The sequence below is a fragment of the Roseobacter sp. N2S genome, assembly GCF_031454055.1.
Classification (GTDB): domain Bacteria; phylum Pseudomonadota; class Alphaproteobacteria; order Rhodobacterales; family Rhodobacteraceae; genus Amylibacter.
This window is the reverse complement of the sequence record NZ_JAVDQB010000013.1, coordinates 62495-89193: the sequence shown is the minus strand read 5'-3', so window position 1 is coordinate 89193 and position 26699 is coordinate 62495. Positions and strand designations below refer to the sequence as shown.

Annotated in this window: 30 protein-coding genes; 9 read left to right on the top strand and 21 right to left on the bottom strand. The window is 56.7% G+C overall.

Features of this window, described 5'->3' with window-relative positions; genetic code table 11:
- Positions 1–47: 47 nt before the first annotated feature.
- Both GGE09_RS20960 and GGE09_RS20955 read right to left on the bottom strand, forming a co-directional pair.
- On the bottom strand, positions 48–2069 hold the full coding sequence (locus GGE09_RS20960; protein WP_309748108.1) for a peptidoglycan -binding protein: 2022 nt from the start codon (positions 2067–2069) through the stop codon (positions 48–50).
- Between the two features lie 3 nt (positions 2070–2072).
- A complete protein-coding gene (locus tag GGE09_RS20955) occupies positions 2073–3284 on the bottom strand; it encodes a biopolymer transporter ExbB (protein ID WP_309748107.1) in 1212 nt (403 codons plus the stop codon).
- A gap of 157 nt (positions 3285–3441) precedes the next feature.
- Here GGE09_RS20955 and GGE09_RS20950 point away from each other — a divergent pair, with 157 nt between their 5' ends.
- Positions 3442–4383, top strand: a complete 942-nt coding sequence (locus tag GGE09_RS20950; protein ID WP_309748106.1) for an SPFH domain-containing protein — start codon at positions 3442–3444, stop codon at positions 4381–4383.
- A gap of 12 nt (positions 4384–4395) precedes the next feature.
- Entirely contained in the window at positions 4396–4863 is a 468-nt protein-coding gene (locus GGE09_RS20945; RefSeq protein ID WP_309748105.1) for an NfeD family protein, read from the top strand.
- Positions 4864–4916: 53 nt separating this feature from the next.
- Here GGE09_RS20945 and GGE09_RS20940 read toward each other — a convergent pair whose 3' ends face one another.
- The gene (locus GGE09_RS20940; RefSeq protein ID WP_309748121.1) at positions 4917–5459 is read right to left on the bottom strand and encodes a gamma-glutamylcyclotransferase; all 543 of its coding nucleotides are present in this window, start codon (positions 5457–5459) and stop codon (positions 4917–4919) included.
- A gap of 69 nt (positions 5460–5528) precedes the next feature.
- On the opposite strand from GGE09_RS20940, the gene GGE09_RS20935 reads away from it, so the two are divergent.
- Positions 5529–6536 (top strand): DUF2125 domain-containing protein, encoded by a 1008-nt coding sequence (locus GGE09_RS20935; protein WP_309748104.1) that lies wholly within the window; start codon positions 5529–5531, stop codon positions 6534–6536.
- Positions 6537–6542: 6 nt separating this feature from the next.
- On the opposite strand, the gene GGE09_RS20930 is transcribed toward GGE09_RS20935, so the two are convergent.
- The 4 genes from GGE09_RS20930 to GGE09_RS20915 all read right to left on the bottom strand — a co-directional run bounded on the left by GGE09_RS20930 (position 6543) and on the right by GGE09_RS20915 (position 11826).
- Positions 6543–7517 carry an extensin family protein gene (locus GGE09_RS20930; RefSeq protein ID WP_309748103.1) on the bottom strand — a complete coding sequence of 325 codons (975 nt, stop codon included), beginning with the start codon at positions 7515–7517 and terminating at the stop codon, positions 6543–6545.
- Position 7518: 1 nt separating this feature from the next.
- Positions 7519–8442, bottom strand: coding sequence for a prephenate/arogenate dehydrogenase family protein (locus GGE09_RS20925; protein ID WP_309748102.1), 924 nt, complete (start codon positions 8440–8442; stop codon positions 7519–7521).
- A complete protein-coding gene (hisC, locus tag GGE09_RS20920) occupies positions 8439–9530 on the bottom strand; it encodes a histidinol-phosphate transaminase (protein WP_309748101.1) in 1092 nt (363 codons plus the stop codon). The genes GGE09_RS20925 and hisC overlap by 4 nt, the downstream gene beginning before the upstream one ends.
- A gap of 73 nt (positions 9531–9603) precedes the next feature.
- Positions 9604–11826, bottom strand: a complete 2223-nt coding sequence (locus tag GGE09_RS20915) for a primosomal protein N' (RefSeq protein ID WP_309748100.1) — start codon at positions 11824–11826, stop codon at positions 9604–9606.
- Between the two features lie 83 nt (positions 11827–11909).
- On the opposite strand from GGE09_RS20915, the gene fsa reads away from it, so the two are divergent.
- The 4 genes from fsa to GGE09_RS20895 are packed head-to-tail and all read left to right on the top strand — an operon-like array spanning position 11910 to position 14959.
- The gene (fsa, locus tag GGE09_RS20910; protein ID WP_309748099.1) at positions 11910–12563 is read left to right on the top strand and encodes a fructose-6-phosphate aldolase; all 654 of its coding nucleotides are present in this window, start codon (positions 11910–11912) and stop codon (positions 12561–12563) included.
- A gap of 28 nt (positions 12564–12591) precedes the next feature.
- Positions 12592–13308, top strand: coding sequence for a DUF484 family protein (locus tag GGE09_RS20905; protein WP_309748098.1), 717 nt, complete (start codon positions 12592–12594; stop codon positions 13306–13308).
- A complete protein-coding gene (locus GGE09_RS20900; protein ID WP_309748097.1) occupies positions 13308–14228 on the top strand; it encodes a tyrosine recombinase XerC in 921 nt (306 codons plus the stop codon). Before GGE09_RS20905 ends, GGE09_RS20900 begins: the two co-directional genes overlap by 1 nt.
- A gap of 38 nt (positions 14229–14266) precedes the next feature.
- Positions 14267–14959: a CDP-alcohol phosphatidyltransferase family protein gene (locus GGE09_RS20895; protein ID WP_309748096.1), complete on the top strand. Its 693-nt coding sequence runs from the start codon at positions 14267–14269 to the stop codon at positions 14957–14959.
- A gap of 32 nt (positions 14960–14991) precedes the next feature.
- Here the strand turns inward: GGE09_RS20895 and GGE09_RS20890 are convergent, their stop codons facing one another.
- The 14 genes from GGE09_RS20890 to folK form a co-directional block, all read right to left on the bottom strand.
- A complete protein-coding gene (locus GGE09_RS20890; protein ID WP_309748095.1) occupies positions 14992–15828 on the bottom strand; it encodes a peptide ABC transporter permease in 837 nt (278 codons plus the stop codon).
- A 10-nt stretch (positions 15829–15838) separates the two neighbouring features.
- Positions 15839–16294, bottom strand: a complete 456-nt coding sequence (locus tag GGE09_RS20885; protein WP_309748094.1) for a methylated-DNA--[protein]-cysteine S-methyltransferase — start codon at positions 16292–16294, stop codon at positions 15839–15841.
- Between the two features lie 83 nt (positions 16295–16377).
- A complete protein-coding gene (locus GGE09_RS20880; RefSeq protein ID WP_309748093.1) occupies positions 16378–16794 on the bottom strand; it encodes a hypothetical protein in 417 nt (138 codons plus the stop codon).
- A 192-nt stretch (positions 16795–16986) separates the two neighbouring features.
- Positions 16987–17316: a DUF1491 family protein gene (locus tag GGE09_RS20875; protein ID WP_309748092.1), complete on the bottom strand. Its 330-nt coding sequence runs from the start codon at positions 17314–17316 to the stop codon at positions 16987–16989.
- 3 nt (positions 17317–17319) lie between these two features.
- Positions 17320–18234, bottom strand: coding sequence for a GTPase Era (era, locus tag GGE09_RS20870; protein WP_309748091.1), 915 nt, complete (start codon positions 18232–18234; stop codon positions 17320–17322).
- Positions 18227–18916 (bottom strand): ribonuclease III, encoded by a 690-nt coding sequence (rnc, locus tag GGE09_RS20865; RefSeq protein WP_309748090.1) that lies wholly within the window; start codon positions 18914–18916, stop codon positions 18227–18229. The genes era and rnc overlap by 8 nt, the downstream gene beginning before the upstream one ends.
- Complete coding sequence (gene lepB / locus GGE09_RS20860; protein ID WP_309748089.1) at positions 18913–19719, bottom strand: signal peptidase I; 807 nt, start codon at positions 19717–19719, stop codon at positions 18913–18915. Before lepB ends, rnc begins: the two co-directional genes overlap by 4 nt.
- Positions 19720–19769: 50 nt before the next feature.
- On the bottom strand, positions 19770–20171 hold the full coding sequence (gene acpS, locus GGE09_RS20855) for a holo-ACP synthase (protein ID WP_309748088.1): 402 nt from the start codon (positions 20169–20171) through the stop codon (positions 19770–19772).
- Complete coding sequence (locus tag GGE09_RS20850; RefSeq protein WP_309748087.1) at positions 20168–20791, bottom strand: LysE family translocator; 624 nt, start codon at positions 20789–20791, stop codon at positions 20168–20170. Before GGE09_RS20850 ends, acpS begins: the two co-directional genes overlap by 4 nt.
- On the bottom strand, positions 20791–21543 hold the full coding sequence (locus GGE09_RS20845; protein ID WP_309748085.1) for a pyridoxine 5'-phosphate synthase: 753 nt from the start codon (positions 21541–21543) through the stop codon (positions 20791–20793). Before GGE09_RS20845 ends, GGE09_RS20850 begins: the two co-directional genes overlap by 1 nt.
- 12 nt (positions 21544–21555) lie before the next feature.
- A complete protein-coding gene (locus tag GGE09_RS20840) occupies positions 21556–22191 on the bottom strand; it encodes a DUF2062 domain-containing protein (RefSeq protein WP_309748084.1) in 636 nt (211 codons plus the stop codon).
- Positions 22192–22264: 73 nt separating this feature from the next.
- Complete coding sequence (locus tag GGE09_RS20835; RefSeq protein ID WP_309748120.1) at positions 22265–24388, bottom strand: bifunctional (p)ppGpp synthetase/guanosine-3',5'-bis(diphosphate) 3'-pyrophosphohydrolase; 2124 nt, start codon at positions 24386–24388, stop codon at positions 22265–22267.
- A 36-nt stretch (positions 24389–24424) separates the two neighbouring features.
- Entirely contained in the window at positions 24425–24775 is a 351-nt protein-coding gene (rpoZ, locus tag GGE09_RS20830; RefSeq protein WP_309748083.1) for a DNA-directed RNA polymerase subunit omega, read from the bottom strand.
- A gap of 115 nt (positions 24776–24890) precedes the next feature.
- Complete coding sequence (gene folK / locus GGE09_RS20825; protein WP_309748082.1) at positions 24891–25484, bottom strand: 2-amino-4-hydroxy-6-hydroxymethyldihydropteridine diphosphokinase; 594 nt, start codon at positions 25482–25484, stop codon at positions 24891–24893.
- A gap of 97 nt (positions 25485–25581) precedes the next feature.
- On the opposite strand from folK, the gene GGE09_RS20820 reads away from it, so the two are divergent.
- Positions 25582–26163 carry an NYN domain-containing protein gene (locus GGE09_RS20820; RefSeq protein WP_309748081.1) on the top strand — a complete coding sequence of 194 codons (582 nt, stop codon included), beginning with the start codon at positions 25582–25584 and terminating at the stop codon, positions 26161–26163.
- Positions 26164–26302: 139 nt separating this feature from the next.
- On the top strand, positions 26303–26656 hold the full coding sequence (locus tag GGE09_RS20815; protein WP_309748080.1) for an MmcQ/YjbR family DNA-binding protein: 354 nt from the start codon (positions 26303–26305) through the stop codon (positions 26654–26656).
- Positions 26657–26699 lie beyond the last annotated feature (43 nt).

Sequence of the window (26699 nt, the reverse complement as noted above, 5' to 3'; positions counted from 1 at the left end):
AGCAGGCAGGTGGATCACGCGCCATTAACTTGACTGTGAACCAAGGCCTATTTTTCGGTAAATTTCAGCTCGATCCGACGGTTCTGCGCCAAAGCCTCTGGCCCTTCGCCGTCTACAATAGGCTGGAATTCCCCAAACCCGTTGGCCGCCAAACGGTTGGCTGGAACCCCAAGATCAGAGATCAGGTATTTCACCACCGACAAGGCCCGCGCCTGACTCAGTTCCCAGTTGTCCCGATATTCACCCAGACCTGACAGAGGAATTTTATCCGTGTGGCCATCGACCCGCAAAATCCAGTCGATTTCGGGCGGGATTTGATCGGCCACATCCAGAATAATGCTGGCCACTTTGGCGATCTCTTCCTTGCCGCGTCCACCCAAATCAGCAGAACCCGCCGCGAACAGAATTTCTGAAGAAAACACAAAGCGGTCGCCCACGATGCGAATGCCGTCCTGCGCTCCTAGAACATCGCGCAAGCGGCCAAAGAATTCAGACCGGAATTTCTTGAGGTCTTTTGCCTCGGCTTCTAGCCGTTCCCGCTCGGCCTCTTCCAGCGCAATGCGTTTTTCGGTTTCGGCCACCCGTTTCTTTTGCTCTGCCGCAACCCGTGCAAGGGCAGTGTTCAAATTCGCCCCAAGAGATTCGATTTGCACCTGACTGGCCGAATCCGCCGCATTGGATGCATCAAGCAAGCCTTGCAAACGATCCAATTGGCTGCGCAATTCTACCGTCTGTTGGTTCAACAATGCCAGTTTGCGCGCCGACTCCTGACTGACCGCCTTTTCAGCCGCCAGTTCCTGACGCGCCACAGAAAGCAATGCCGCCTGCTTTTCCTGCGCCGTCATATTTTCTGCCGCTGCCAAATCCGCCGCCGACAATTCCGCCTTGGCCGCCGCCAACAGGGTCAAGGTGTCCTCGGCCTCTTTTCGTTTCGCCTCAAGCGACAGGGTCATAGCAGTCAATTCATCCTCGGCCCCTTGTAGCTTTTCGCGCAGCGCAGCAGCGGCGGCGGCTTCGGCCAACTTGGCCTTTTCCGCGTCCGACAACCCGTTCACCAGAACCTCTATTCTGGCCCGCAATTCTTCCTCGGTTAGCCCCCGCGCCACCAAATCCGCCTGCGCTTTGGCCAGTGCTTCACCTTGGGCCGCATTGTTGGATTGCGCCGCAGCAAGGGCCGCACGGTCAGCCTCCAAGGCGCTTTGTGCTTGCCCCAATGCGCCACGGGTTTCGGCCAGTTCGGAATTCGTCGTGCTGATCCGCGCCAAAGCATCACTCAGCGATCCGCGCGATTGCGCCAGATCCCCCTGCGTGCTGGCCAGCAGCGCCAGCGCATCGGCAAGCGAGCCTTGTTTGTCACTGACATCCGCACGCAAATCCGCGATCAGCCCTTCCAGAGCCTCGCGTTTTGCGGCGGCCAGACGGGCGGCCTCGGTGCTTGCGTCGATTTCATCCCGTGCCTGTGCCAGCGCCAGTTGCAACGCCTCTTTCTGGGAAAGCACCGTCAAATTGGCCCGCTCCAGCGCGTCTTTATCTGCTAGCAACAGACGGTTCTGGTCTTGCAATGCCGCTTCGCGATCAGCGGCATCCGCTACGGATTGATCCAACGCCGCCGCGCGATCCGTCAGTACCGAGACACGGTTCTGGCTATCAGACAGGCGCGTATCCAGATCGGTGTTGCGGGCCAAAAGGGATGCGACTTGTTCTTCAAATCCTGCAATCTGCGCGGCCTGTTCATCTGATTGTGCGTTCAGCGATGCAATCAGCGCGGCTTGTTGTTGCGCCTGCCTTTGTGCATCCGTCAGACTGGCGTTCAACTGATCCACGTTATCCGAAAGCCCTGCGGCCCGCGTGCGTTCCAGGCCCAACGCATCCGACAGGCCCAGAATTTCCGTAGACAGCGCGTCCAACTCTTTGTCCTGCCCGCTGATTTTTTCCTGCTGAACAAATTGCACCACCATAAAAATGGTCAGCACAAACATCAAAATCAGCAAAAGCGCGGTCATGGCGTCCACGAATCCCGGCCAGATATTCGCTGAAAAGCGGTTCGCCGCGCGGCGGTTCAGGGCCATGGATTACCCCCTGTTCGCCGGATCTTCAGAAGCCGTGATCGCTGCCCGCAGGGTTGACGTCAGCCCCAGCAAATCGCCGCGCAATTCGCTGATGGCCCCTTGGCGGCCCGCGGTCATTTCTTCGAGTATCCGCAGCATCTGGGCGTCGATATTGCGCAGACGCATCTTGGCCTCGGCATCCCAAACTTCGTTGTTTTCCGAACGTGACATCTGTCCAGGCAAGGCGGTCACGGCCTCGATCAGTTGTTTCTGGCCATAGGCAATCTGTTCGGCTAGACGCTCCCCGCCCCCCCGACCAGAAGCGGCCACATCCGCCAGTCGATCCACCACCTGCGCAAGACGTTCGACGCGGCTGTCGGTTTCGTCGCGGCGTTCCTGACTTTGGCGCAAAAGATCGTGCAGGCTTTCGATTTGATAGGTGGTGTGTTCCAGCATATCTGCGATGGCGAAATTCTCAACGCCGCCCATATCCCCGTCGCCCGAGGCAATGCCGATGCGGGTGATCGAGGACAACCATTCCTCTAGCTCGCGGTAAAACCGATTTTGACCGCGACCTGCCATCAAATCCAGCAATCCCACAACCAACGATCCGGCTAGCCCCAGCAAGGACGACCCGAAAGCCGTGCCCATGCCGCCCAATTGCCGTTCCAGCCCGGTCATCAGATTGTCAAACACATCGACCGAGCTGCCGTCTTCTTGCGGTGCAAGAGAACGGATCGTGTCCACAACCGCAGGTACTGTGGTGGCCAGCCCATAGAACGTGCCCAATAGGCCAAGGAAAATCAGCAGATTGATCACATAGCGGGTGATCTCTCGGCCTTCGTCCAGACGCGTGGCGACGCTGTCTTGAATGCTTTGTGTACTGGTCGATGTCAGCGAGGACCGCGCGCTGCGTTTGCGTAACAGATGCGCCAAAGGGGCCAGCAAGCCCGGCGGTTGCACAAACTCGTGACCCGGCCGATCCAGCGCCAGACCTTCGATCCAACTGACCGAACTGACCAGCGTAAACACTTGCCAGAAACAGGCGATGATGCCGAAAACGAACACCAGCCCGATAAAGCCGTTCAGATAGATATTCGCCATAAAGATCGGCAAGAGCGACTGATAGGACAGAAATGCCCCGATTGCGACGATGACGACAAACATCAGCATCATCAGGATTTGCCGCACCGGTTGGGTGAAGTGCGGGTCGATCTTCGTGTCTGCCTTCAACATCGTATTGGAGCCTGCTCCCTGCTTGGGCGTACCCTAACCTGTCCATTCAGTGATGCCAAATGGTATGTTGCACCCGATTTAGCAACTAAACCATTGTAAAAACCCTGTGAAATCCCCAAATAGTGGGTGTAATCCGTGTTCTTTTGGAGGGATCATTTTGGACCAACTACCTGGATTTGAATCTATTGGCCTGACTGCAATTGCGATTTTTGTCTTTGCGATCGTGCTCATTTTCATGATGGTACGTTCCATCCCGCAGGGCGAGGAATGGACGGTTGAACGCTTTGGCCGCTACACCCGAACCCTAAAGCCGGGCTTGCGCTTTTTGATCCCTTTCATGGATAAAGTGGGCGCCAAGATCAACATGATGGAAACCGTGCTGGATATTGACAGCCAAGAGGTCATCACCCGCGACAACGCTATGGTTGTGACCGATGCGGTGACGTTTTATCAAGTGGTCGATGCAGCCGCCGCCGCCTATGAGGTGCGTGATCTCTACCGCGCGTTGGCCAATCTGACACAGACCAACATCCGTTCCGTGCTGGGGTCGATGGATCTGGACGAAAGCCTGTCCAACCGCGAAGTCATCAATGCCAGACTGCTGACTGTGATTGACGAAGCCGCAAATCCTTGGGGCGTGAAAGTCACCCGCGTTGAAATCAAAGACCTCGCCCCGCCGCCGGACATCAACGAGGCCATGGCCCGCCAGATGAAAGCCGAACGGGATAAACGCGCGTCGATTCTGCAAGCCGAAGGCATGAAGCAATCCGCTATTCTGAAAGCCGAAGGCGAAAGAGAGGCCCAAATCCGCGAGGCCGAGGGCCGCAAGGAAGCCGCCTTCCTGGACGCCGAAGCCCGCGAACGTATGGCCAAAGCCGAAGCCGAAGCCACTCGCATGGTGTCTGAGGCCATCGCAGCTGGGGACATTCAGGCGGTGAATTACTTTGTCGCGCAGAAATACACCGAAGCCCTGCGCGATGTGGCCGCCAGCCCATCCGCCAAGACCATCATGATCCCGCTCGAAGCTTCTTCGCTGATCGGGTCTATAGGCGGGATTGCGGATATCGCCAAAGCGGTCACATCCGGCAGCAAAACCTAAACAGGAGTCGTCATGGCTGTTCTTGATATCCTCGTTGGCCTGTCCCCTTGGTGGTGGGTCGCCGCCGCCTTTGTGATCGGGGCGCTGGAAATGCTGACAGGCACCGCGGTGCTGATCTGGATCGCGCTTGCCGCATTGGTGATGGCGGTTCTACACGCTTTGGTGCCCAATATGTCAGGCGAAATGCAACTAACCCTGTTTGCTGTGCTGTCTGTCGGGCTGACCTTTGCAGGCCGCTGGACCGTGCAACGGTTTGGCGACGGGGCCAAAGCCCACGACACATTGAACCAGCGGTCAAACCATTTGATCGGGCGCACTGCAAAAGTGCTGGATTTCGACGCCCCTTCGGCCAGTGGTGCGGTTGAAATCGAAGGCATGCGCTGGCGGGCAAAATGGCCTGCGGGCGCGGCCACCAAACTGGGTGACACCGTCCGTATTCGCAGCGCTGACGGCATGACCCTAAACGTCGAGCCAAGCTAAAATCCTGCCCATCCCCAGCTGTGTCTGCCTAGGATGGGCAAATCAAAAATGTTTTAAACCGTTACGCCCATCTGCAAGACCCGCTGGGTCAACCATTCCAGATCAGGGTCACCAAGGCCCAGTTCGGCCAGATGGCGCGTGACCTCAACCAGATATTCCGTATTCGGACCCCGCCCGCCCACAGCCGAGGCAATCACCTCGGCTTGGCGTTCCAAGGTCAGATCCCCGCAATATTGTACGTGATCGCGATCAATCACATAGGCGTAGCTTTCCACTTGCCGTCCATCGCGCAATTGCACAGGGTGGATTTCCTCAAGATAGGCAGCTGAAACCAACTCGCGTTCGCGCAGATAAGCCAGTGTTTGTTCGGCCGTTTCAGCGGGCACAAAAAATGCGACCCCGTCACAATAGGCATCTTTTGCAGCATCCAGTGCCAACACCAGCCCCGGCTGATCTTCGGTGCCACGATGATGGATCGACCACATGCAAAAGCTGCGCGAATATCCATTCATCCGCGCGATCTGGCGTTCGGAAAATTCAAACCCCGGTTGCCACACCAAAGAGCCATAGCCGAAAACCCAAAAGCCGCTGTTCATATTTGTCACTGGTTCACCTCTTTCAGAATGCTATAACCCGCGCGAAACGGAATTGAAAAGGGGCTGGCCGTGGTTCGTGTTTTCTTTGGTATCTTGATTGTCGTGACGTTAGGCTGGTTCGGCTATTGGTGGATCGGGTCCAGCGCCCAGCAAACTGCGCTGACCAAATGGCTGCAAGACCGCCGCGAAGCGGGCTGGGTTGCGGATTACGACAGTTTGGATGTGCAGGGTTTTCCCAGCCGCTTTGACACCCGCGTGGTCAACCTGAACCTTGCCGATCCGGCCACGGGCTGGGCGTGGCAAGCACCGGAATTTGAAGTTCTGATGCTCAGCTATAAACCCAATCACGCCATTGCCGTTTGGCCCCATGAACAGATCATCGCCACCCCGAAGGAACGCATCACCGTCACATCCGACGACATGCGCTCCAGCATCAAGTTCGACGCCAATACCGATCTGGCCCTGCAAGCAACCACCGCGGAACTGGCCGCCGTGACGCTGACCTCGAATGCAGGCTGGGTTACCGAAATGAAATCCGCAAGCGTTGCGACGCGGCAAGCGGCAGGCGTGGCGTTTGCCCACGATCTTTTCCTCCAAACCAAAGATTTAAAGCCCGCGCGGATTTTCAAAAACATCATCGACCCTGACAATCTGTTGCCTGATGTGTTTGAAACCGTGCGTATTGATGCCACCGCAGGCTTTGATGCGCCGTGGGATCGCCACGCGGTTGAAGGGCGTAAACCCGAACTGACCACGCTGGACATCAAAGAGTTCACCGCCACTTGGGGGCAGTTGGATTTTCAGGCCACCGGTGCTGTTGATTTTGATGCCGAGGGCTATCCCACTGGCAAAATCGCGGTGCGGGCGAAAAACTGGCAGGATATGCTGGATCTGGGCGTCAGCGCGGGGTTTGTCCCAAGCGAGTTACGCAGCACTTTGGAAAGCGGGCTGGGTCTGCTGGCGAAACTGTCGGGCAACCCCGATACAATCGACGCGCCTTTGTCGTTCAAAAACCGCACCATTTCCATTGGACCGTTCCCAATCGGCCGCGCCCCGCAGTTGCGGATCAACCCCTAAACAGGATTAACGGCAATAGCTGCCACCGCCGCGATGTTTGGCCACATCAAAATGAAAATGATCTTGGTGGAACCGGTTGGCGTTCGGGCCAAGCACGGTCTTAAACGGCCCACAGGCTGTTTTGTGCAGACGTTTTAACGTAGGCCCGCTGCCAGTTGAACGCCAATCGCGCAGCACGCTCATGGACGTACCATTTTTCAGGATAAACCCTGAAATATCAATGGCATTACCCTTTGCATGTTCAGACAACCTCCCCCCTTTGGCACTGTTACGATTGCGACAGGAATAGCCTGCGATCACTTGAATTTTTGCCAAACCACCGCCTCTACGCCCGACAGTCGGCTTGGCTTTTTGCTGTACCCAACCATAAAGCGCGCGGGCCGCATCGCAGCCCACCAAAGCCTCACGCGTCAGCTTAACGCCGTCGATTTCGGTGATTTTCACGGGTTTATTTATGCCGCAGCCCCCTTTGCCGCGCACCCGCTTTACCGAATACCCGCGAATGCCTTTGATCCCGCAGACCGAGCCTTTTTTGCGGTATTTCACCGGCTTGCCCGCTTTATCCTTGCGCACAGCCATGGCCAGTTGCAGGTTTGAGGGCCGCGTTTGCGGGCGCGGCGACAGCGCTACCGCTTGCGGATTGGCCAGAACGGTTTTCACCGTCACCAAATTCGGCGGATCATTGGCCAGCGTTTGGGCCGGTTCCTGTGCTTTACTCACTTTGCGCAGGGTGATGTCTTCGGTAATGGTTTGCTCTAGCACCACCTTTTGTATCATGGCGGCGGGGCGGCTTTGTCCTTGATCAAACGGGCGTAATTTGGGGCGGTTCACAAACACAGGCGCGGCGGTCTTATTGTGCTTTGCTTCCAGCGCCAAAGGGCGCAGCACAGGGCGCGCTATCCGATCCTGCGCCGCCGCGGCCACAACAGCCCCGATGCTTAGCATGGCACAGGCCACAGCTATGATCCGCCATCCCGCCAAATTATGCGTCCTTTTTCGGCGCACGTCCGAAATTTGGCGCATCCGTGTCCTGACCTGCATCAATGATGCCACGGCGAATCGCACGGGTGCGGGTGAAATGTTCGAACAGATGATCCCCGTCGCCCCGCCGGATCGCCCGTTGCAGGTCAAACAGTTCTTCGGTGAAGCGGCCCAGAATTTCCAGCGTGGCCTGCTTGTTGTTCAGAAACACATCGCGCCACATGGTCGGGTCGGATGCCGCAATCCGCGTGAAATCACGAAAGCCTGCGGCGGAAAAGTCGATGACCTCTTTGTTCGTCACCCGCTGCAAATCCTCGGCCACACCTACCATAGTATAGGCGATCAGATGGGGTGTGTGACTGGTGACGGCCAGTACCAGATCGTGATGCTCGGCGTCCATCTTTTCAACATTTGCACCCATGGCGGTCCAGAAACGGGTCAGATTTTCCAGTTTTTCGGGATCGGTATCCGGCAGCGGTGTAAACAGGCACCAGCGGTTTTCAAACAGTTCCGCAAAGCCCGAACGGGGGCCGGAATGTTCAGTGCCTGCCAGCGGGTGGGCCGGAATAAAATGCACATGATCGGGCATATGGGGCAGCACGGCGTCGATGATCGCCTTTTTTACCGACCCCACATCCGAAACTGTGGTCCCCTGTTCCAGATAGGGCGCGATTTCTGCCGCGATATCGCCCATCGCACCGACAGGCGCACATAAAACCACCAGATCAGCGCCCGCAACCGCCGCTGCTGCGGTTTCAAACACGGAGTCACACAGACCGATTTCCAGCGCCGTGGCACGGGTTTCAGCCGAGCGCGCATGGCCTACGATTTCACCCGCTAGCCCAGCGCGGCGCATGGCCAGTGACATGGACCCCGCAATCAAACCCAGCCCGATCAGGGCAACTTTGTTGTAAATCTGCGTCACGCCGCCCAACTTTCTTTAAAAGCCGCCAGTACCGCGATCACCCGTTTGCAATCCGCGCCCTTGCCGACCGTGATCCGCAAACACTCTGCCAGACCATAACTTTTCACCGCCCGCACGATCAGACCTTCCGCCCCAAGGGCCGCATCTGCGGCATCCGCCTCGGCTTCGGAACTGAACCGTGCCAACACAAAATTTGCGTTGCTTGGATCACAGGGAATGCCCAGCGCGTTTAACTGTTCGCAAAGATAATCCCGCCACTGGCTGTTCTGCGCGTGGCATTTTTCGGTGTACTCCACATCGCGCACCGCAGCCTCGGCAGCGGCCATCGCGGCGGCATTTACGTTGAACGGACCGCGCAACCTGTGCAGCGTGTTGACGATTTCCGCAGGGCCATAGCCCCAGCCTATCCGTAGCGCCCCAAGGCCGTAAATTTTGGAAAACGTGCGGGTCATGAAGATGTTTTCACGAGTGTCGACCAATGCCGCGTGGCCGTCAAACCCCTCGACATATTCCGCATATGCCCCGTCAAGCACCAGCAGCGCCTGTTCAGGCAGACCATCGGCCAGCCGTGCAATTTCGGATTCAGGAATCATGGTGCCCGTGGGATTGTTTGGGTTGGCCAGAAAAACCAGCTTGGTATTTTCCGTGGCCGCCGCCAACAGGGCATCCACATCCGTGTGACGGTTGGATTCGGGCACAGAAACGGGGGTGGCCCCTGCGCCTTGGGCGCTGAGCTTATACATCAAAAAGCCATGCTCGGTGAACAGAACTTCATCGCCTTCGCCTGCATAGGCCTGACACAGAAAGGAAATCACCTCATCCGAGCCGTTAGCACAGATGATCCGATCCGCGTCCAAACTGTGGATTTCAGCAATCGCCCCGCGCAATTCGGCGTGGTCGGATGACGGATAGACATGCAGATTGCCAGCAACCGCGCGAAAGGCTTGTTTAGCCTTTTCGCTGGCCCCCCAAGGATTTTCGTTGCTGCTAAGTTTTACCGTATTGGACACGCCGTCCACATGGGCCTTGCCGCCCACATAAAGTTCGATGTCCATAATTCCCGGTTGTGGCTGGATGCGCGCCGTCATCTGAATGATCCCTTTTGGCCTTCTGCACATGTGTTTAGCGGCGCAACCCCCCCTGATAAAGGGTTAATAGGGCCTAATAAAACGTCTGCGGGTCGATATCTATGCTGATGCGCAGGTTGTTGGGCGGCTTTATGCTGGCCTGCCACGCTGCCAGTGCGGGTTGCAACTGGGTGCCTTTGGCCGCTTTCACCAAAATACGCACACGGTGCCGCCCGCGCACACGTGCGATCGGCGCGGGCGCTGGGCCAAAGACTTCAGCGTTGATACGGTGCAGAGGTTCGGCGTTGCGCACCATATATTGCGCCACATCAAACACCACCGCCAGATCGGGACCAGACAGCACGATCCCCGCCATTTTACCATAGGGCGGCACCCCCGCCTGTTCACGTTGTGCAGCTTCTGCGGCCCAAAAGGCTTCTTCCTCGCCCGATAGAATCGCCTGAATAACAGGGTGATCGGGTTGCAGGGTCTGGATATAGGCAGTGCCTTTTTTATCGGCCCGCCCCGCACGCCCCGCCACCTGACGGATCAGTTGAAAGGTCCGCTCCGCAGCCCGCAAATCGCTGCCTTGCAGCCCCAGATCCGCGTCGATCACGCCAACGCAGGTCAACAGCGGAAAGTTATGGCCCTTGGCCACCAGTTGCGTGCCGATGATAATGTCGGCCTCGCCGTCTGCGATGGATTTGATCCTCTCTTTCAGACTACGTGCGGTCATGGACATATCAGACGACAACACGGCGATGCGGGCATCGGGGAATCGCGCTTCGGCTTCTTCGGCCAGCCGTTCCACACCGGGGCCGACAGCGGCCAGTTTACCTTCGGCCTGACAGGACGGGCAGACCTCGGGCATGGGTTTGGTTTCACCGCATTGATGGCACATCAGGCGGCCCTGAAAGCGGTGCTCCACCATCCGCGCATCACAATCGTCACAGCCAATCTGATGCCCGCAGGCCCGACAGACCGTCACAGGCGCATAGCCGCGGCGGTTCAGGAACAGCAGGGATTGCTCTTTGCGATCCAGCCGCGCAAAGACCTCGCGCGCAAGCGTGTCAGATATCCAATGCCCGCTGGCCAGTTCATCCTTGCGCAGGTCAATCGCCTGCATATCGGGCAATTCCGCCGCACCAAACCGCTGGGCCAGATCAAAACGTTGGTATTTCCCCGCCTTGGCATTGGCCCAGCTTTCAAGCGAGGGCGTCGCGCTGGCCAACACCACCGTCGCCCCGCAGATAGACGCCCGCAGCACCGCCATATCCCGCGCGTTATATAGAACACCGTCTTCTTGTTTGTAGGATTGGTCGTGTTCCTCATCCACCACAATCAGGCCCAGATTTTGGAACGGCAGGTATAATGCAGACCGTGCGCCGACGACCAGCTGCGCCTTGCCTTCGCCGATCATCCGCCAACACCGGCGGCGTTCGGTGACCGTGACGCCCGAATGCCATTCCGCAGGGCGCGCGCCAAAGCGTTCCTCGACGCGGTCCAGAAATTCAACCGTTAGGGCGATTTCGGGCAGTAACACCAGCGCCTGGCGACCTTGGGCCAGGCATTCGGCCACGGCTTCCAGATACACTTCGGTCTTCCCCGACCCTGTGACACCTTTCAGCAGGGCGGTGGAATAGGTTTGATCCGCCACTTTTTCCCGCAGGATCGCCGATACCCGCGCCTGATCGCCAGTCAGCTTTTTACCTGCCTGTTGCGGATCAAGATGGGGATAGGCCACATCGCGCGGGGTTTCATATTCGATCAAAACCCCCAGCTTGACCAACCCCTTTACCACCGAAGACGTCACCCCCGCCATCGCCGAAAGTTCCCCCGCAGTGAACCGCATGCCGTCATGGTCTTCGAGAACGCCAATCACCTTTTCCCGCGCAGGGGTCATCCGGTCCGGTTCCACATCCCCCAGCCCGTAGATCCGCCGCATTCCGGGCGTATCGGTCAACCCCGGCGCACGGGTGGCCAGCCGCAGCATGGCCGACAAAGGCGTCAGCGTGTAATCCGCGACTTTGGCAAGGAACTTTTGCATTTCCTCGCGCATGGGGGGCACGTCGATCACACCGATGATCGGGCGAATCTTTTTCGGGTCATAGCCGCCCTGCCCCACGCCCCAAACCACACCGATGACCTTGCGCGGGCCAAGGGGGACTTCGACGTAAGCGCCCAGAAAACAGCCGCCAGCGGGGGCCTTATAGTCCAGCAAACGGTCAAGCGGCTGGGCTGTCAGAACAGCCACAAGCTGACCCGCTTCAAAATAGCTTTGATCGGTATATTCAGGCACGATAAGCGGGGTTCTCATTCACGGCGTGTTGCGATAAACCCCAACATGACACCTGCGCAAGCCACGCGCAAGAAACCAACCTGACACAAGGAACCCTTGGGATGAAATTTTTTGTTGATACCGCCGATGTGGATGCAATCGCCGAACTGAATGATCTGGGCTTTGTGGATGGTGTGACAACCAACCCGTCCCTGATCATGAAATCGGGCCGTGACATTCTGGAAGTGACCAAAGAAATCTGCGCCATGGTTGATGGCCCTGTCAGCGCCGAAGTGGTTGCCCTGAACTATGACGATATGATCCAAGAAGGCCGCAAGCTGGCGAAAATCGCTGAAAATATCGCGGTGAAAGTGCCTTTGACCTGGGACGGTCTGAAAACCTGTAAGACCCTGTCTTCTGAAGGCACCATGGTCAATGTGACCCTGTGTTTTTCCGCCAACCAAGCGCTTTTGGCGGCTAAAGCGGGCGCGTCGTTTATCTCTCCGTTCATCGGGCGTCTGGACGATATCAATCTGGACGGGCTGCAACTGATCGAAGATATCCGCCTGATTTATGACAACTATTCCTATGACACTGAAATTCTGGCAGCCTCTATCCGCACTGCAAATCACGTGTCCGATTGTGCCAAAATTGGCGCAGATGTGGTAACAGCGCCACCCAGCGTGCTGCACAGCCTTGCAAAACACCCCCTGACAGACCAAGGTCTGGAAGCGTTTATGAAGGATTGGGCGAAGACAGGGCAAAAGATCCTGTAACGCCCGCAGTAGTTACGAGGCGTAGCGAATGGCAGAGCAAGCGAAACCGCAAGATGCGGTGCGTGAACATATTCTATCCGACCCTATTCAGGTTCTCGAAGACCGCGATATCATGCGCGCGCTTATCTCGGCAGACGAGGTGGCGCGTGGCAAAAATGTTATCGACCTGCGCGCCATCGCGCTGGAACGGCTTGAGGCCCGCCTCAACCGGCTGGAAGACACCCACCGCCATGTGATCGCTGCGGCCTATGACAATCTGGCCAGTACCAACCAGATTCACCGCGCCACGCTGGCGATTCTGGAACCGCTGACTTTTGCGGAATTTCTGGTATTGCTCCAAGACGAACTGGGCCGGATCCTGAATGTGGCCTCGGCCCGTCTGGTTCTGGAAAGTCCTGCCGCCACCCCTGAAATGGAAACACAGCTTCAGGCCGAATTTGGCAGTGGTGTGTGTTTCTGTGCACCCGGGGCTGTGCAAGACTATATTTCACGGGGGCGGGCCACATCGGTGCGCCCCGTTACCCTGCGCACCCTGCAAGACCCTGATCCGGTGCTGTTCGGCGATGCCGCACCAACCGTCACATCCGAGGCCTTGCTGCGTCTTGATCTGGGCAAGGGAAACCTGCCCGCGATGCTGGTGCTGGGGTCATCCACCAACGATCAATTCACTCCGCAAAAAGGCGCAGACCTGCTGGTGTTTTTCGCCAGCGCCTTTGAACGTGTGCTACGCCGCTGGTTGAAATAATGCCAGCCGCAAGCGGCGCATTCGATCTGTTGGGGCGCTGGTTGTCCAGTATTACAGCTTTGCAAGGGGCCTCGGTCAAAACGGTTGAAGCGTATCAGCGCGATGTTTCCGGCTTTCTGGGCTTTTTGACCAACCATCTGGGCGGCGACCTTGGCCTTTCTAAATTGGGCGAAGTGAAAATTGCCGACATGCGGGCTTGGATGGCGTTTGAGCGGCGGCGCGGCGTTGGCCCCCGATCGCTGGCACGCGAGTTATCCGCCGTGAAATCCTTTTACCGCTGGCTTGGTGAATCCGAGGGCGTTGAAGTCACCGCTCCTCTTGCCACCCGCGCCCCGAAATTCAAAGCGCAACTGCCCCGCCCTATGGCGCAGGATCAGGCGAAGGCCATGATCGAAACCGTTGAATTGCAAACGCTGGACGGTTGGACCGGCGCACGCGACGCCGCTGTGATCACGCTGCTTTACGGCTGCGGCCTGCGCATATCCGAGGCTTTGGGCCTGACCTGCGCCGCCGCCCCGCTAGGCGAGACATTGCGAATTCGCGGCAAGGGCGAAAAGGATCGTGTGGTCCCCGTCCTGCCAGCCGCGCGCAAGGCCGTAGACAGCTATCTAGCGCTCTGCCCCTTTAGCCAGACCGCCGACAGCCCGCTGTTTCTGGGTAAAAAAGGCAAAGCCCTGAACCCGCGTCACATTCAAAAAGTGATGGAACAGACCCGCATGCAACTGGGCCTGCCCGCCACCGCCACCCCCCATGCCATGCGCCATTCTTTTGCCACGCATCTGCTGGAAGCAGGCGGCGATCTGCGTGCGATTCAGGAATTGCTGGGCCATGCATCCCTGTCCACAACCCAAGCCTATACCGCGCTGGATCAGGCCCACTTGATGGCCGTCTACAAAAAAGCCCACCCCAAAGGCGGTTAAAGGTCGCCTTTTTTGCAAAAAACTGTATGAAAACGCCCATGACACAACAGATCAAAGCTCTCTCGGTTCATCTCTTCACTGCCACTGGTGCTGTCTTTGCCATGCTGGCCATGTTGGCGGCTGTGGATGCCAAATGGGACCTGATGTTCCTGTGGTTGGTGGTGGCGTTTATTGTGGACGGGATCGACGGGCCACTGGCACGTAAATACGATGTGAAAACAAACTCGCCGCAATATGACGGTATGATCCTTGATTTGATCATCGACTATTTGACCTACATCTTTATCCCGGCCTTTGCCCTGTTCGAAAGCGGCATGCTGCCGGACTGGACTGGTTGGGTTTGTATCCTGATCATCACGTACACCTCTGCCTTGTATATGGTCGACACGCGGATGAAGACCAAAGACAACAGCTTTTCGGGCTTTCCCGCCACGTGGAATATGCTGGTTCTGGTGATTTTTGCGACCGAGCCGAATTTCTGGATTATTCTGTTTCTGGTGGTGGCCTGCGCTATCACAATGTTCACGCCGCTGAAGTTTATCCACCCTGTGCGCACGGAGCGCTGGCGCTGGATCAGCCTGCCTGTGGCACTGGTCTGGACGGCCACCGCTGGCATGGCGGCTTGGGTTAATTTTCACCCCGGCCCGCTGGTCACAACCATACTGGCAGGGACAAGCATTTATTTGTTGATCGCAGGCATCCTGCAACAACTCATCCCGCAGAAATCGTAAAACGGCGGCGTGCCCGTTGAATCCTGCACCCGCTAAATTCGAATTGCGATAACCCCCAAGACGATCACCAAAGCGGCGATCAGCTTTCCCGCGTCTGCCTTATCCTTAAAGGACAGGATGCCAATCAGCACCGCGAATAGCACCGAAACCTCGCGCAGGGCCGTGATCAGGGCAATCGGAGCCACCGTCATCGCCCAAACCGCGATCCAATAAGCCCCGACCGAAGCACAGCCCGCGATCAACCCCAAGGTCCAAACCCGCGGGGAACTGGGCAGCACAGCACGCCCCCGCAGCACCAGCCCGCCGATGGTGAACAGGAACGCATCCAGAAAAAACAACCAGCCCACAAATCCCGAAGCATTGCCCGAGGCCCGCGCGCCCAACCCGTCAAACAACGAATAGCCCGCTGTGCCAACCGCAGCCATAAGGGCAAAAGGGATCAGTCCCCGTTCTTCGCCTTGGGTAAACACACCGCGCGCCATCAGCACAATTCCAAGCCCCACCAAAAGAATTCCGCCGATCTGTGTACCTGTCACCACATCGGACAGGATCACCAGACTGACCGCCAGCACAATCATCGGCGCCGTGCCCCGCGCGATAGGATACACGCGGCTAAGATCACCGCGCATATAGGCCACGGTCAGGAAAGATTTATAGATCAGATGACACAGGATCGACCCTGCTAACAGCCACCAGCTTTCAGGGGCGGGCGCGGGAAACACCGCGATCATCACCAGCCCGATCACCCCATGGGCAATGGATAACAACACCATGCCCTGAAATTTATCATCGCCGAATTTGACAATGGCGTTCCAACTGGCATGCAACAATGCTGCGAATAAAACAGCGCCAAAAACAAAGATCGACATTACAGGCCTTTCACAGCAACAGCGAGTACGCGCCTTCGGCTTGTAGTAATTTCACTTTGGTTTCCACGCCCCCATCCCCTGAAAACCCGCCCAAATGACCGGTCCCAACGACGCGGTGGCAGGGGATGATGACGGGGATGGGATTGCTGCCGCAGGCCTGACCCACAGGCTGTGCAGGCACGCCCAGTTCCGCAGCGATCTCGCCGTAGGTGCGGGTTTCCCCGCGCGGGATCGCCGACATGGCCGCATAGACCTGTTGCTGGAATTCCGTGCCTTTGGGTGCAAGGGGCAGATCGAACCGATCCAGCCGACCTGCGAAATAGGCGGTCAACTGGTCCAGCGCGTCCTGTAAAACGGGCGTAAGCTCACCCTCGGTCCAACCGTCCCAGACAAGTTGCGTGATCGCGCCGTCTTGCTCGATCACCCCAAGAACCCCGACGGGCGTGTTTAAATGTGCTGCATTCATCGCACCAGCTTTCACCTGTTCGCAAGACTTGGCAAGAGGGCAAAAAGCAATCGTCTATTTACCATGTAAAACCGCAGCGCGGCTTAGTAGCACCCGGAATGATCCTCACCCGCGCCAGCCAGATAGATCACCGATGGCGTATTGCCATAACCGCAAACAAACACGTTCACCAAAAACGGCTGACCACTGCGTGCCATGCGACTAAGGCTGCCGCGATTGTTACCTCCTGCGTTCACCATATCCGGTATGCGCGCCCGCAAACCGCGATCAGCAAAGACAGGATCACTTTCATCTTGGGCGTGACGCAGCCCAAACCGATGGAAATTAGCCCGATCCTGTTGCAGCACCCCGCCGAGCGTGGTCACAGGCGCCCCACGGGAAGAACGCATATCTTCGGGTCCGATATAGGCCAGATAATACGCCAGTTCATTCCATTCCTGTGCCTGTAGCGGCAAGGAAAGGACGGTGAAGGCGATCGACAATAAGACTTTTTTCAACATCTAAGTCACCAAAATATTGATTAATATAAGAATTTTCAGGAAAGCTGCTCATAACCCTGACCAGCTTGCACCCGATGAATTCCAATCAATATGAAACCGTCCTCATTCTATCGCAATGATTCGCTCCGATGGCGGGCCTGCCCCGTTTAAGCGAAACGCCGAAAAATAAGGTGTTAGTCGCGCCTACAGGCCCTAATCCCGCAGTCCGTCTTCGCCCAGCAGATGCCGTCCTGCGCGGTCTTCAACCTCGATCACCCAGATGTCCGGATCAAACGACCGCTGCCGCGCTACCGCCGCGTCCACATCTTGCTCTGCCCCTGCGGCCAAAGTAACCCAAACGCGGTTTCCATCCAAATCATAGGACCGCTGGAACAGCGTTGCCGTGCCATCAAGGGGCGCTTGTTTAATCAGAACCGCCCCTGCGGTAGCATCCCCTTTGGCTGTCACAAACGCCGCAATATCAGCCAGAGCAAGGCGGCGCAGATAGGCTTTGACCCAGAAATCACTGGTCACACGGACCATGGATCAGTCTTTCGTGTCTTTAAAATCCAAGCCCATTTCGGTGAACCGTTCGGCTTCGCTTTCCCATTTCGGGCGCACTTTAACCTGTAGGAACAGATGCACCTCAGCGCCCACCAGCTCTTTTAATTCTTCGCGCGATGCCATGCTGACCGCTTTGATGGTTTCGCCTTTGGGCCCCACCGCAATACCTTTGTGGCCTTCGCGGGTCACATAAATCACCTGATCAATCCGCACTGATCCGTCTTTTTTCTGTTCCCAGTTTTCGGTTTCCACCGTCAGGAAATAGGGCAGTTCCTGATGCAATCGCAGCATCAGTTTTTCGCGAGTGGTTTCTGCGGCGATCATCCGCATCGGTACATCGGCGATCTGGTCTTCGGGATACAGCCACGGGCTTAGCGGCAGGGTTTCCGCCAGATAAGTGGTCAAATCTTTAACCCCGTGGCCTTTTTCAGCCGAGATCATAAAGACCTTTTCGAACGGATAAGCGTTGGACAATTCCTGCGTCAACGCTAACAAGCGGGATGCCTCGACCTTGTCGATCTTGTTGATCGCCAGCGCAACTTTGGTGTTCTTGCCAACCTTATTGCCCAGTTCTTCAAGGATCATCCGCACGCCCGGTGACATGCCGCGATGTGCCTCGACCAGCAGAACGGTGATATCCGCATCCCCTGCCCCTGCCCAAGCTGCCGCAACCATGGCGCGGTCCAGATTACGCCGCGTGCGGAACAACCCCGGCGTATCCACAAAAACGATCTGGCTGTCGCCCTCCATCGCGATACCGCGAATACGCGCCCGCGTGGTTTGCACCTTATGAGTCACAATGGACACTTTCGCGCCCACAATACGGTTCATCAACGTGGATTTCCCCGCGTTCGGTTCACCGATCAGCGCCACGAATCCGGCCCGTGTGTCAGTCATTTTCTGTCTCCAACTGCGCCAGAACGGCCTTGGCCGCCTCTTGCTGCGCATTGCGTTTGCTTTCGGCAGAGCCTTGTCCGCTCAGCCCGTTGCTTAATTGTGCTTCGATTTCGAACATCGGCGCATGATCCGGGCCTGTGCGGCCCACTTCTACATATTGCGGCGGCTTCATGCCACGGGCCTGTGCCCATTCCTGCAAGGTGGTTTTGGCATCGCGGGCGTCGTCTTTGGCGGCGTCGATCCGGCTGTCCCACAGACGCAGGATCAACGCGCGGGCCACATCAAATCCGGCGTCGCGGTAGACAGCGGCGATCACCGCTTCCATTGCATCTGCCAGAATCGCCTGTTTACGGCGCCCCCCTGATATCATCTCAGAGCGGCCCATCTTCAGCGCCGCTCCCAGATCCAAATCGCGGGCAATGTCGGCGCAGGTTTCCTTGCGCACCAATGCGTTGAACCGCGGTGCCATCAGCCCCTCAGAGGCTGTGGGATCACGATCCGACAATGCCTCCGCAATCACCAGACCCAAAACACGGTCGCCCAGAAATTCCAGCCGCTGGTTATCAGACCGCGTGGCCGAGGACAGCGACGAATGGGTCACCGCCTGAATCAGGACTTCTGGATCAGAAAAATCATGCCCTAAACGGACACTGAATTCACGGAGTTCGGCAGCCAGCTTCAATTCAACGCCTTAAAGAAACGATCCCCGCGCCATGTCCAGAACGCCAGAATGGAACTGCCCGCAGAAGAGAACATCACCCGATCCGCACGGCCAATTAAATAGGAAGCAGGGACAAAGCCAACGCCATTTGGCTGGCGAAAGCGGCTGTCGGTGGAGTTGTCGCGGTTATCGCCCATGAAGAAATAGTTGCCCTCAGGCACGGTATAAACAGGGGTATTGTCACCCGAACGATCGGCGATGTTCAGGGTCAGATGCGATACCCCATTGGGCAGGGTTTCGACGAATTGTTCCTTAACGCAGTCAGCGCCAAGCCCCACAGCGCCATTGCCACAGGCGGGCAGATTGCCCATCGGGCCTTGTGCGTCATAGGTTTCGACAAAGTTTCCGTCTGGCACCATTTCAACAGCCGTGCCGTTGATTTGCAGAACGCCGTCAATCATCTGGATTTTATCCCCCGGCAGACCGATCAGCCGTTTGATGAAATCCGCCTCGCTGGCGGGGTGTTTGAATACGATAATATCACCGCGCTCGGGCTCTCCACCGAACAGTCGGCCATCCCAGTCTTTGGCAAAGCCGCAAAAGTTGAAACCGCGCAGGGTTGGGCAGGACGCCCAGCTGTAGCCATAGGTGAATTTGTTGACGAACAGGAAATCCCCAATCAAAAGCGTTGATTTCATCGAGCCTGACGGAATCCAGAACGGTTGAAACAGAATGGTGCGGATGATGCCTGCCAGAAACAAAGCCCAAAAGATGGTCTTGAATGTTTCTGTAATACCGCCCGATTTTACGCTTTTATCTGCCATAGTCGCCGCCTGTGTTCTGATGTCTTGGCTACATGACCCTTCAAAGGGATTTAGTCAACTGGTGTAGCCTCGATCACCACAAAGGCCTGCGCCCAAGGGTGATCATCTGTTAGGGAAACATGCACTGTGGCCTTGTGCCCTGCGGGGGTCAGATCGTCCAACCGCTTGGCGGCCCAGCCCGTCAGTTCCATCACCGGCTGGCCGGTGCGCAGGTTGCGCACGGACATGTCTTTCCACGCAATCCCCATGCGCAGCCCTGTACCCAACGCCTTGGAACAGGCCTCTTTGGCGGCCCAGCGTTTGGCATAGGTGCCGACCGTGTCTTTGCGCCGTTCGGCCTTGGCCTGTTCCACATCGGTAAACACGCGGTTGCGAAAGCGGTCCCCGAACCGATCCAGCGTGCCTGCAATCCGGTCGATATTCGCAAGGTCTGTGCCAATCCCAAGGATCATGTGATCCGCGCCGTCAGAATTTTGATGCTGGCAAAGCCGAAGAACCCCGCAAAAGCCAGATTGAACCCGCGCTGCGCCTTTTTATAGCCACGCACGATCCCCGGGGTGGAAAACAGAAAGGCATAGCTGATGAACACCAGAATAGAGGCCATGAACAGCACCCCGAAATATGTGAACAATTCCCCTAAACTTGCATCATGAGGCGCCACAATCGCATAAATGGACCCCCAGCTCAGGATCGCCTTGGGGTTGGTCAGGTGCAGCGCCATGCCTTTGGCAAACAACCGGCGCGGCCCACCGGTAAATGGCGTCCCCACAATTTCATCCGCAGGGCGCAGCGAAGACCGCAGCGCTTTAATCGCCAGAAACAACAGATAGGCCGCGCCAAAATAGCGGATGATTTCAAACACCCAAGCATTGCCCAGCATGATCGCGCCCAGACCCAGCGCCGCGGCCAGCCCCAGACTGGCAGAGCCCGCCAATATGCCCAGCGCCACCATCAAGGCCGCAGACCGCCCCCGTTGCATCGCCGTGCCCGCCACTGAAAGGGTCGCAGGGCCAGGGCTGCCCCCCGCCAAAAGCCAGCCGAACCACAACAGGATGAATTCCGGCGTCAGCATTACAGGCCTGCTCGGGCTTCATCCATCAAGACCCGCATCCGCAGAATGGCATTTTCGAGACCGGTGAAAATTGCCTCGCCGATCAGGAAATGCCCGATGTTCAGTTCCTGTACTTCGGGCAAAGCGGCAATGGGTTTTACCGTGTCATAGGTCAGCCCGTGACCTGCGTGAACTTCTAACCCGAGGTCTGCGCCAAAAGCCGCCATATCGCGCAATTTGGCGAATTCCGCGTCGCGCAGATCAAAGTGACCTTCGGCATGGGCATCGCAGTAAGCCCCCGTGTGCAATTCGATCACAGGCGCACCAATCCGTGCCGCAGCTTCGATCTGGCGCTTGTCAGCGGCAATGAAAATTGACACGCGACAGCCCGCGTCCTGCAAAGGGGCGATGAAATGGGCCAGTTTGTTTTCCTCACGCGCCACCTCCAATCCGCCCTCGGTGGTGCGTTCCTCACGTTTTTCAGGCACGATGCAAACCGCATGGGGTTTGTGACGCAGGGCAATCGCCTGCATTTCATCGGTTGCCGCCATTTCGAAATTCAACGGAACGGTCAGCCCTTTAACCAAGGCTTCGATATCGGGGTCGGTGATATGGCGGCGGTCTTCGCGCAGATGCGCCGTTATCCCGTCCGCACCCGCAGATTCGGCCAGCAAGGCCGCGCGCAGCGGGTCTGGCGTGTCACCGCCCCGCGCATTGCGCACCGTAGCCACATGGTCGATATTCACACCCAGTCGCAATTTTCCCTGCGCCATGAGCCGCTCCTTTTAGTCTGCTTTTTGCTGTCTTTTGACCCGCAGGTCCTGAATCTTTTTCATCAACGCCCCTTTGCGGCGGCGCTGGTAGGCGGCAATCATCGGCTTAGAGGCAAAATAGATCGCCACAGCGCAGATCAGTCCGGGGATGATGCCGCCCACAAGATAGGGCACAAACACATCATAAAAGAACGAGGTCACGCCTTCCCATGGGCTGGGCGGGTAGCCGAACATGGATTTGGCATTGGCAAGGATCGTGCTCCAGGTTTCAACAACCCCATGTTTGACCCTGTGCCAGACCCGACCTTCATGTCCCTCTCCCATCATCCACAGACCTAAGCGAAAGCTGGTGGCTGCGATGAACGGGAAGGTGATCGGGTTGCCAACAAAAGTGCCAAGCAGTGATGCCAGAACATTGCCGCGCAGCACAAAAGCCAGCCCCGCGGCAAGGAAAAAATGCAGCCCGAAAAACGGTGTAAAAGTTACAAAAGTGCCACAGGCAATACCAAGCGCAATTTTATGAGGCGTGTCAGGCAGGCGTTTGATGCGGTGTTTTACATACTCAAAGGCGCGCTTCCATCCTGATTTGGGATAGAAGAACTCTGCAATTGTTTGCAGCCAAGTCCTTTGGTTTCTGCGTTTGAACACGCTCGCGGCACCTTTTGGGCAATCGTTGAACTGCTCTTAACGTCCTTGGCGCCAACACGCCAGAACCCGCAGGTCACTCTGTTTGGTTTTTCCGACTTTTGCGCAACACTTGCGCCACATCCGAATCGGCTTCGACGGCCGTCAGGACGTGCATCAAATGTTCCACATCCCGCACCTCTATATCAATCGTCATTCGGTAAAAATCTTGTTTACGGTCGGTAAATTCAAGGTTCGAAATATTGGCGTTATGTTCGCCGATCAAGGTGCAGATCCGCCCCAATACACCCGCGTCATTGGCCATAGTCACTTCGATAGTGACATTCTGATCGGCAACGCGCTTGCCATCCAGCCAGCGCAAGTCGATCCAGCGTTCGGGGGTGTCTTCGTATTCAACCAGCCGGTCACAATCAATCCGGTGCACCAAAACACCGCTGCCCCGTGTGGCAATGCCGACAATCCGTTCCCCGGGCAAGGGTTGGCAACAGATGCTGGTCTGGGCGAATTGGTCCGCATCCAGACCGATGATCCGTTCAGCGGGTTCTTCGTGGGAAATATCATCCACCCGCACCAGTTCGGGATAGAGAACACTGACCAGTTCTTTGCCGGTCATTTCAGCGCTACCGATTTTCGCCAGCATTTCCTCGGCGGATCCGATGCCCATATGGGCCGCAGCCGTGCCCAGCGCCTTATCGGTGGCTTTCTTGCCGACCCGTTCCAGCGCCACACGGGCCAGTTCACGACCCAGCCGCACAAAGCCTTCGCGGTGTTCTTCGCGCAGGGCCCGTCGAATGGCCGATTTGGCCCGCCCCGTCACCGCAATATCCATCCATGTGGATTGCGGGCGCTGGCCCTCGGCTGTAGTGATTTCCACCGATTGGCCGTTGCGCAAACGCGTCCACAGCGGCACCCGACGCCCATCCACTTTGGCGCCCACACAGGCAGAGCCGATGCGCGTGTGAATAGCGTAGGCGAAATCAATCGGCGTGGCCCCGCGCGGCAGTTTGATCACATCGCCCTTGGGGGTAAAACAAAACACCTGATCCGCGAACATATCCAGCTTCACATGTTCGAGGAATTCCTCGTTCATGTCATTGTTGGCCACGTGTTCGGTCAGTTCTTCGAGCCATTTGAACGGATCAACCGCAAAGGGATTTTCGACCCGCTCGCCGTTGCGATAAGACCAGTGCGCTGCGACTCCTGCTTCGGCAACATCGTGCATTTGCTGGGTGCGGATCTGGATTTCCACCCGTTTGCCATCGCGCCCTGAAACCGTGGTGTGAATACTGCGGTAGCCGTTGGTTTTGGGCTGGCTGACATAATCTTTGAACCGCCCGGGAACTGCCCGCCAGCGGCGATGCACCTGCCCCAGCGCAGCATAAACATCGTCTTCGGTCTTGGTGATGATCCGAAAGCCAAAGATGTCGGACAGACGCGAGAAACCCTCTTTCTTTTCCTCCATCTTGCGCCAGATGGAATAGGGTTTTTTCTCGCGCCCAAACACAGTGGCCTCGACACCGGCCTTGGCCAGCACGTCGCGAATGTCCTGGGTGATCTGCGGCGTGACATCACCGGTTTCTTTGCGCAGGGTCAGGAAACGGCGCATGATGGAATTGCGGGCTTCGGGGTTCAGCACCCGAAAGGCCAGATCCTCTAGCTCTTCGCGCATCCATTGCATACCCATGCGCCCTGCTAGCGGGGCATAGATTTCCATGGTCTCGCGGGCTTTGCGCTCCTGTTTGTCATCCACCATATGACGGATTGTGCGCATATTGTGCAGGCGGTCGCTCAGCTTGACCAGAATCACCCGCACGTCTTTGGACATGGCCAGCAACAGCTTGCGGAAATTCTCGGCCTGTTTGTTATCTTTAGAGGACAGTTCCAGATTGGTCAGCTTGGTGACACCATCCACCAGTTGGGCCACTTCGGTGCCAAAGCGTTTTTCGACGGCCTGATAGGTGGATTTTGTGTCTTCGACTGTGTCGTGCAGCAAGGCGGTGATGATCGTGTCATCATCCAGCCGCTGCTCGGCCAGAATCATCGCCACAGCAATGGGATGGGTAAAATACGGCTCCCCCGACTGGCGCGTTTGCCCCGTATGCATCAGCTTGCCATAGTCATAGGCCGCTTCGATACGTTCCGCGTCGCAGTTCGGGTTATAGGCCTTCATCAGGTCAACTAAGACCTGTGCCGGCACCATTTCAGAGTTGTTTTGAACCGAAGGCCGCATAGGGCCTTATTTCATTTCTTGCGCTTCCATCAGCGCGCGCAACAGGTTCTCTTCAGACATATCGTCGTCAGGTTTGTCCTGTTCAGTGCCCATCAGCAACGCCATTTGATCTTCTTCAGGCTCGTCCACCTCAATCTGGGTTTGATAGCTTTCAATTGCAGCTTCACGCAGTTGATCGGACGTCAGCGTTTCCTCGGCGATTTCGCGCAGGGCCACAACTGGGTTTTTGTCATTGTCGCGGGGCACAGTGATTTCTGCGCCTGTGGTAATTTCCCGTGCCCGATGCGCGGCCAGCATAACCAGCTCGAAACGGTTCGGAATTTTATCTACGCAATCTTCAACTGTTACACGTGCCATATTGGGGCGCTCCGGCGGTTTGGGGATATCAAGGGTGGGCAAATAGCTGCTTTCAGGCAGGATTGCAAGGGCTAAGCCCCTATCGCGGCACACAGAGCCTGCGAACCAGCGTCGATCAGCCCAGCCGCTGAATTTCAGCACGGGCGGTGGCGTCAAAACTCTCAATCATTTCATCCAAACTTAACCCCAACACGGGATGGTGCCAGTCAGGAGAAACATCTTTAAGGGGAATCAGTACGAACAATCGGTCCTGAACACGCGGATGGGGCAGAATCATTTGGTCAGGCGTGCGCTTCATCTGCTGCGTGAGCGATAATTCACGCCATTGTGAAAATGTCGCAGGGTCGGGCAAAATCGCCCCGTCGTAATCTATCAAATCGAGGTCAATAACACGCGCTTCCCATCGCTCGTTGCGCGTGCGGCCAAGTTTTGACTCAACCTTATGTAGTGCCGCTAAAACAGACTCTGCAGAGAGTGAAGTTTCGCAGCACACAGCGGCATTTACGAAATCCGGACCCGAGCCGATCGGGAACGCAGGCGTGCGAAAAAAACCGCTTATCTCAACCGCAAATAGACCATTGCTTGACATATCTTCGATTGCAGCTTCTACTAAATCGACTGAAGCGCCAATTTCGTTTGACAGGTTTGATCCCAGAGCAATTAAGCACTTTGAAAGGACTTTTCGGGCATTTTGTTGTTGCAGTGCCAAAATATAAACCTATTTACCGCGGAACTTCAGCTGGGTCATACAACACGCCAATAAACGACACCGCACCAGCTGAACAGACATTTTGGAAGGATCATTTATGTTCTATCGCGACGAGCGTCTGGCATTGTTCATTGACGGCTCAAATCTCTATGCCGCTGCCAAGGCCTTGGGCTTTGACATCGACTACAAACTCTTACGATCAGAGTTCATGCGTCGGGGCAAATTGCTTCGCGCGTTTTATTATACTGCATTGCTGGAAAGTGACGAATACTCCCCGATCCGCCCGCTGGTTGATTGGCTGAACTACAACGGCTTCAATATGGTGACTAAGCCCGCCAAAGAATACACAGACAGCATGGGTCGCCGTAAGGTGAAGGGAAATATGGATATCGAACTTTGCGTCGATGCCATGGAGCTCGCCCCGTTTGTAGATCATATCGTTCTGTTCTCTGGTGACGGCGACTACCGCCCGATGATTGAATCCCTGCAACGTAAAGGCGTCCGTGTTTCGGTTGTTTCCACAATTCGCAGCCAGCCCCCGATGATTTCCGACGATCTGCGCCGTCAGGCCGATAATTTCATCGAACTGGACGAATTGCGTGATGTAATCGGCCGCCCCCCCCGCCCTGAAGGCGCGGAAGGCCAACGCGACGAAGCCGAATACGAGACTGAAGATTAAGAACAAAGGGCACCGCAAGGTGCCTTTTTTGCGTTTAGAGGCTTGGGTGAATATCAGCCACAAATGCCTGAACTATGCCCAAGCCCTTAAACAACGTTAACCTTACGACGACACCGCCCTAACCCCATAGACTCGCCCCATGACCCGCGATGAATTCAACGATTTCTGCGCCGCCCTGCCCCAGACCACCCATGTGATCCAATGGGGTAATGCGGATGTGTGGAAAGTCGGCGGCAAGGTATTTGCCATTTGTGGCTGGAACGACGGCAAAGACGCGTTCACCTTCAAAGCGGCCCCAATCGCATTTGAAGTTTTGTCAGATCAGCCCGGCATTCGGCCCGCCCCCTATCTGGCCTCTCGGGGGCTGAAATGGTTGCAACATTACGACACGCCCGGCCTGTCTGACACCGCGCTCAAAGAGCATCTGCGTGACAGCTATGATATGGTCGTAGCGAAACTAACCAAAAAGAAACGAAGCGAGCTTAGTTTGTAAGGAACGCAGGTTGCGCAGTCAGACTCCGTAGCTTAGACCAATG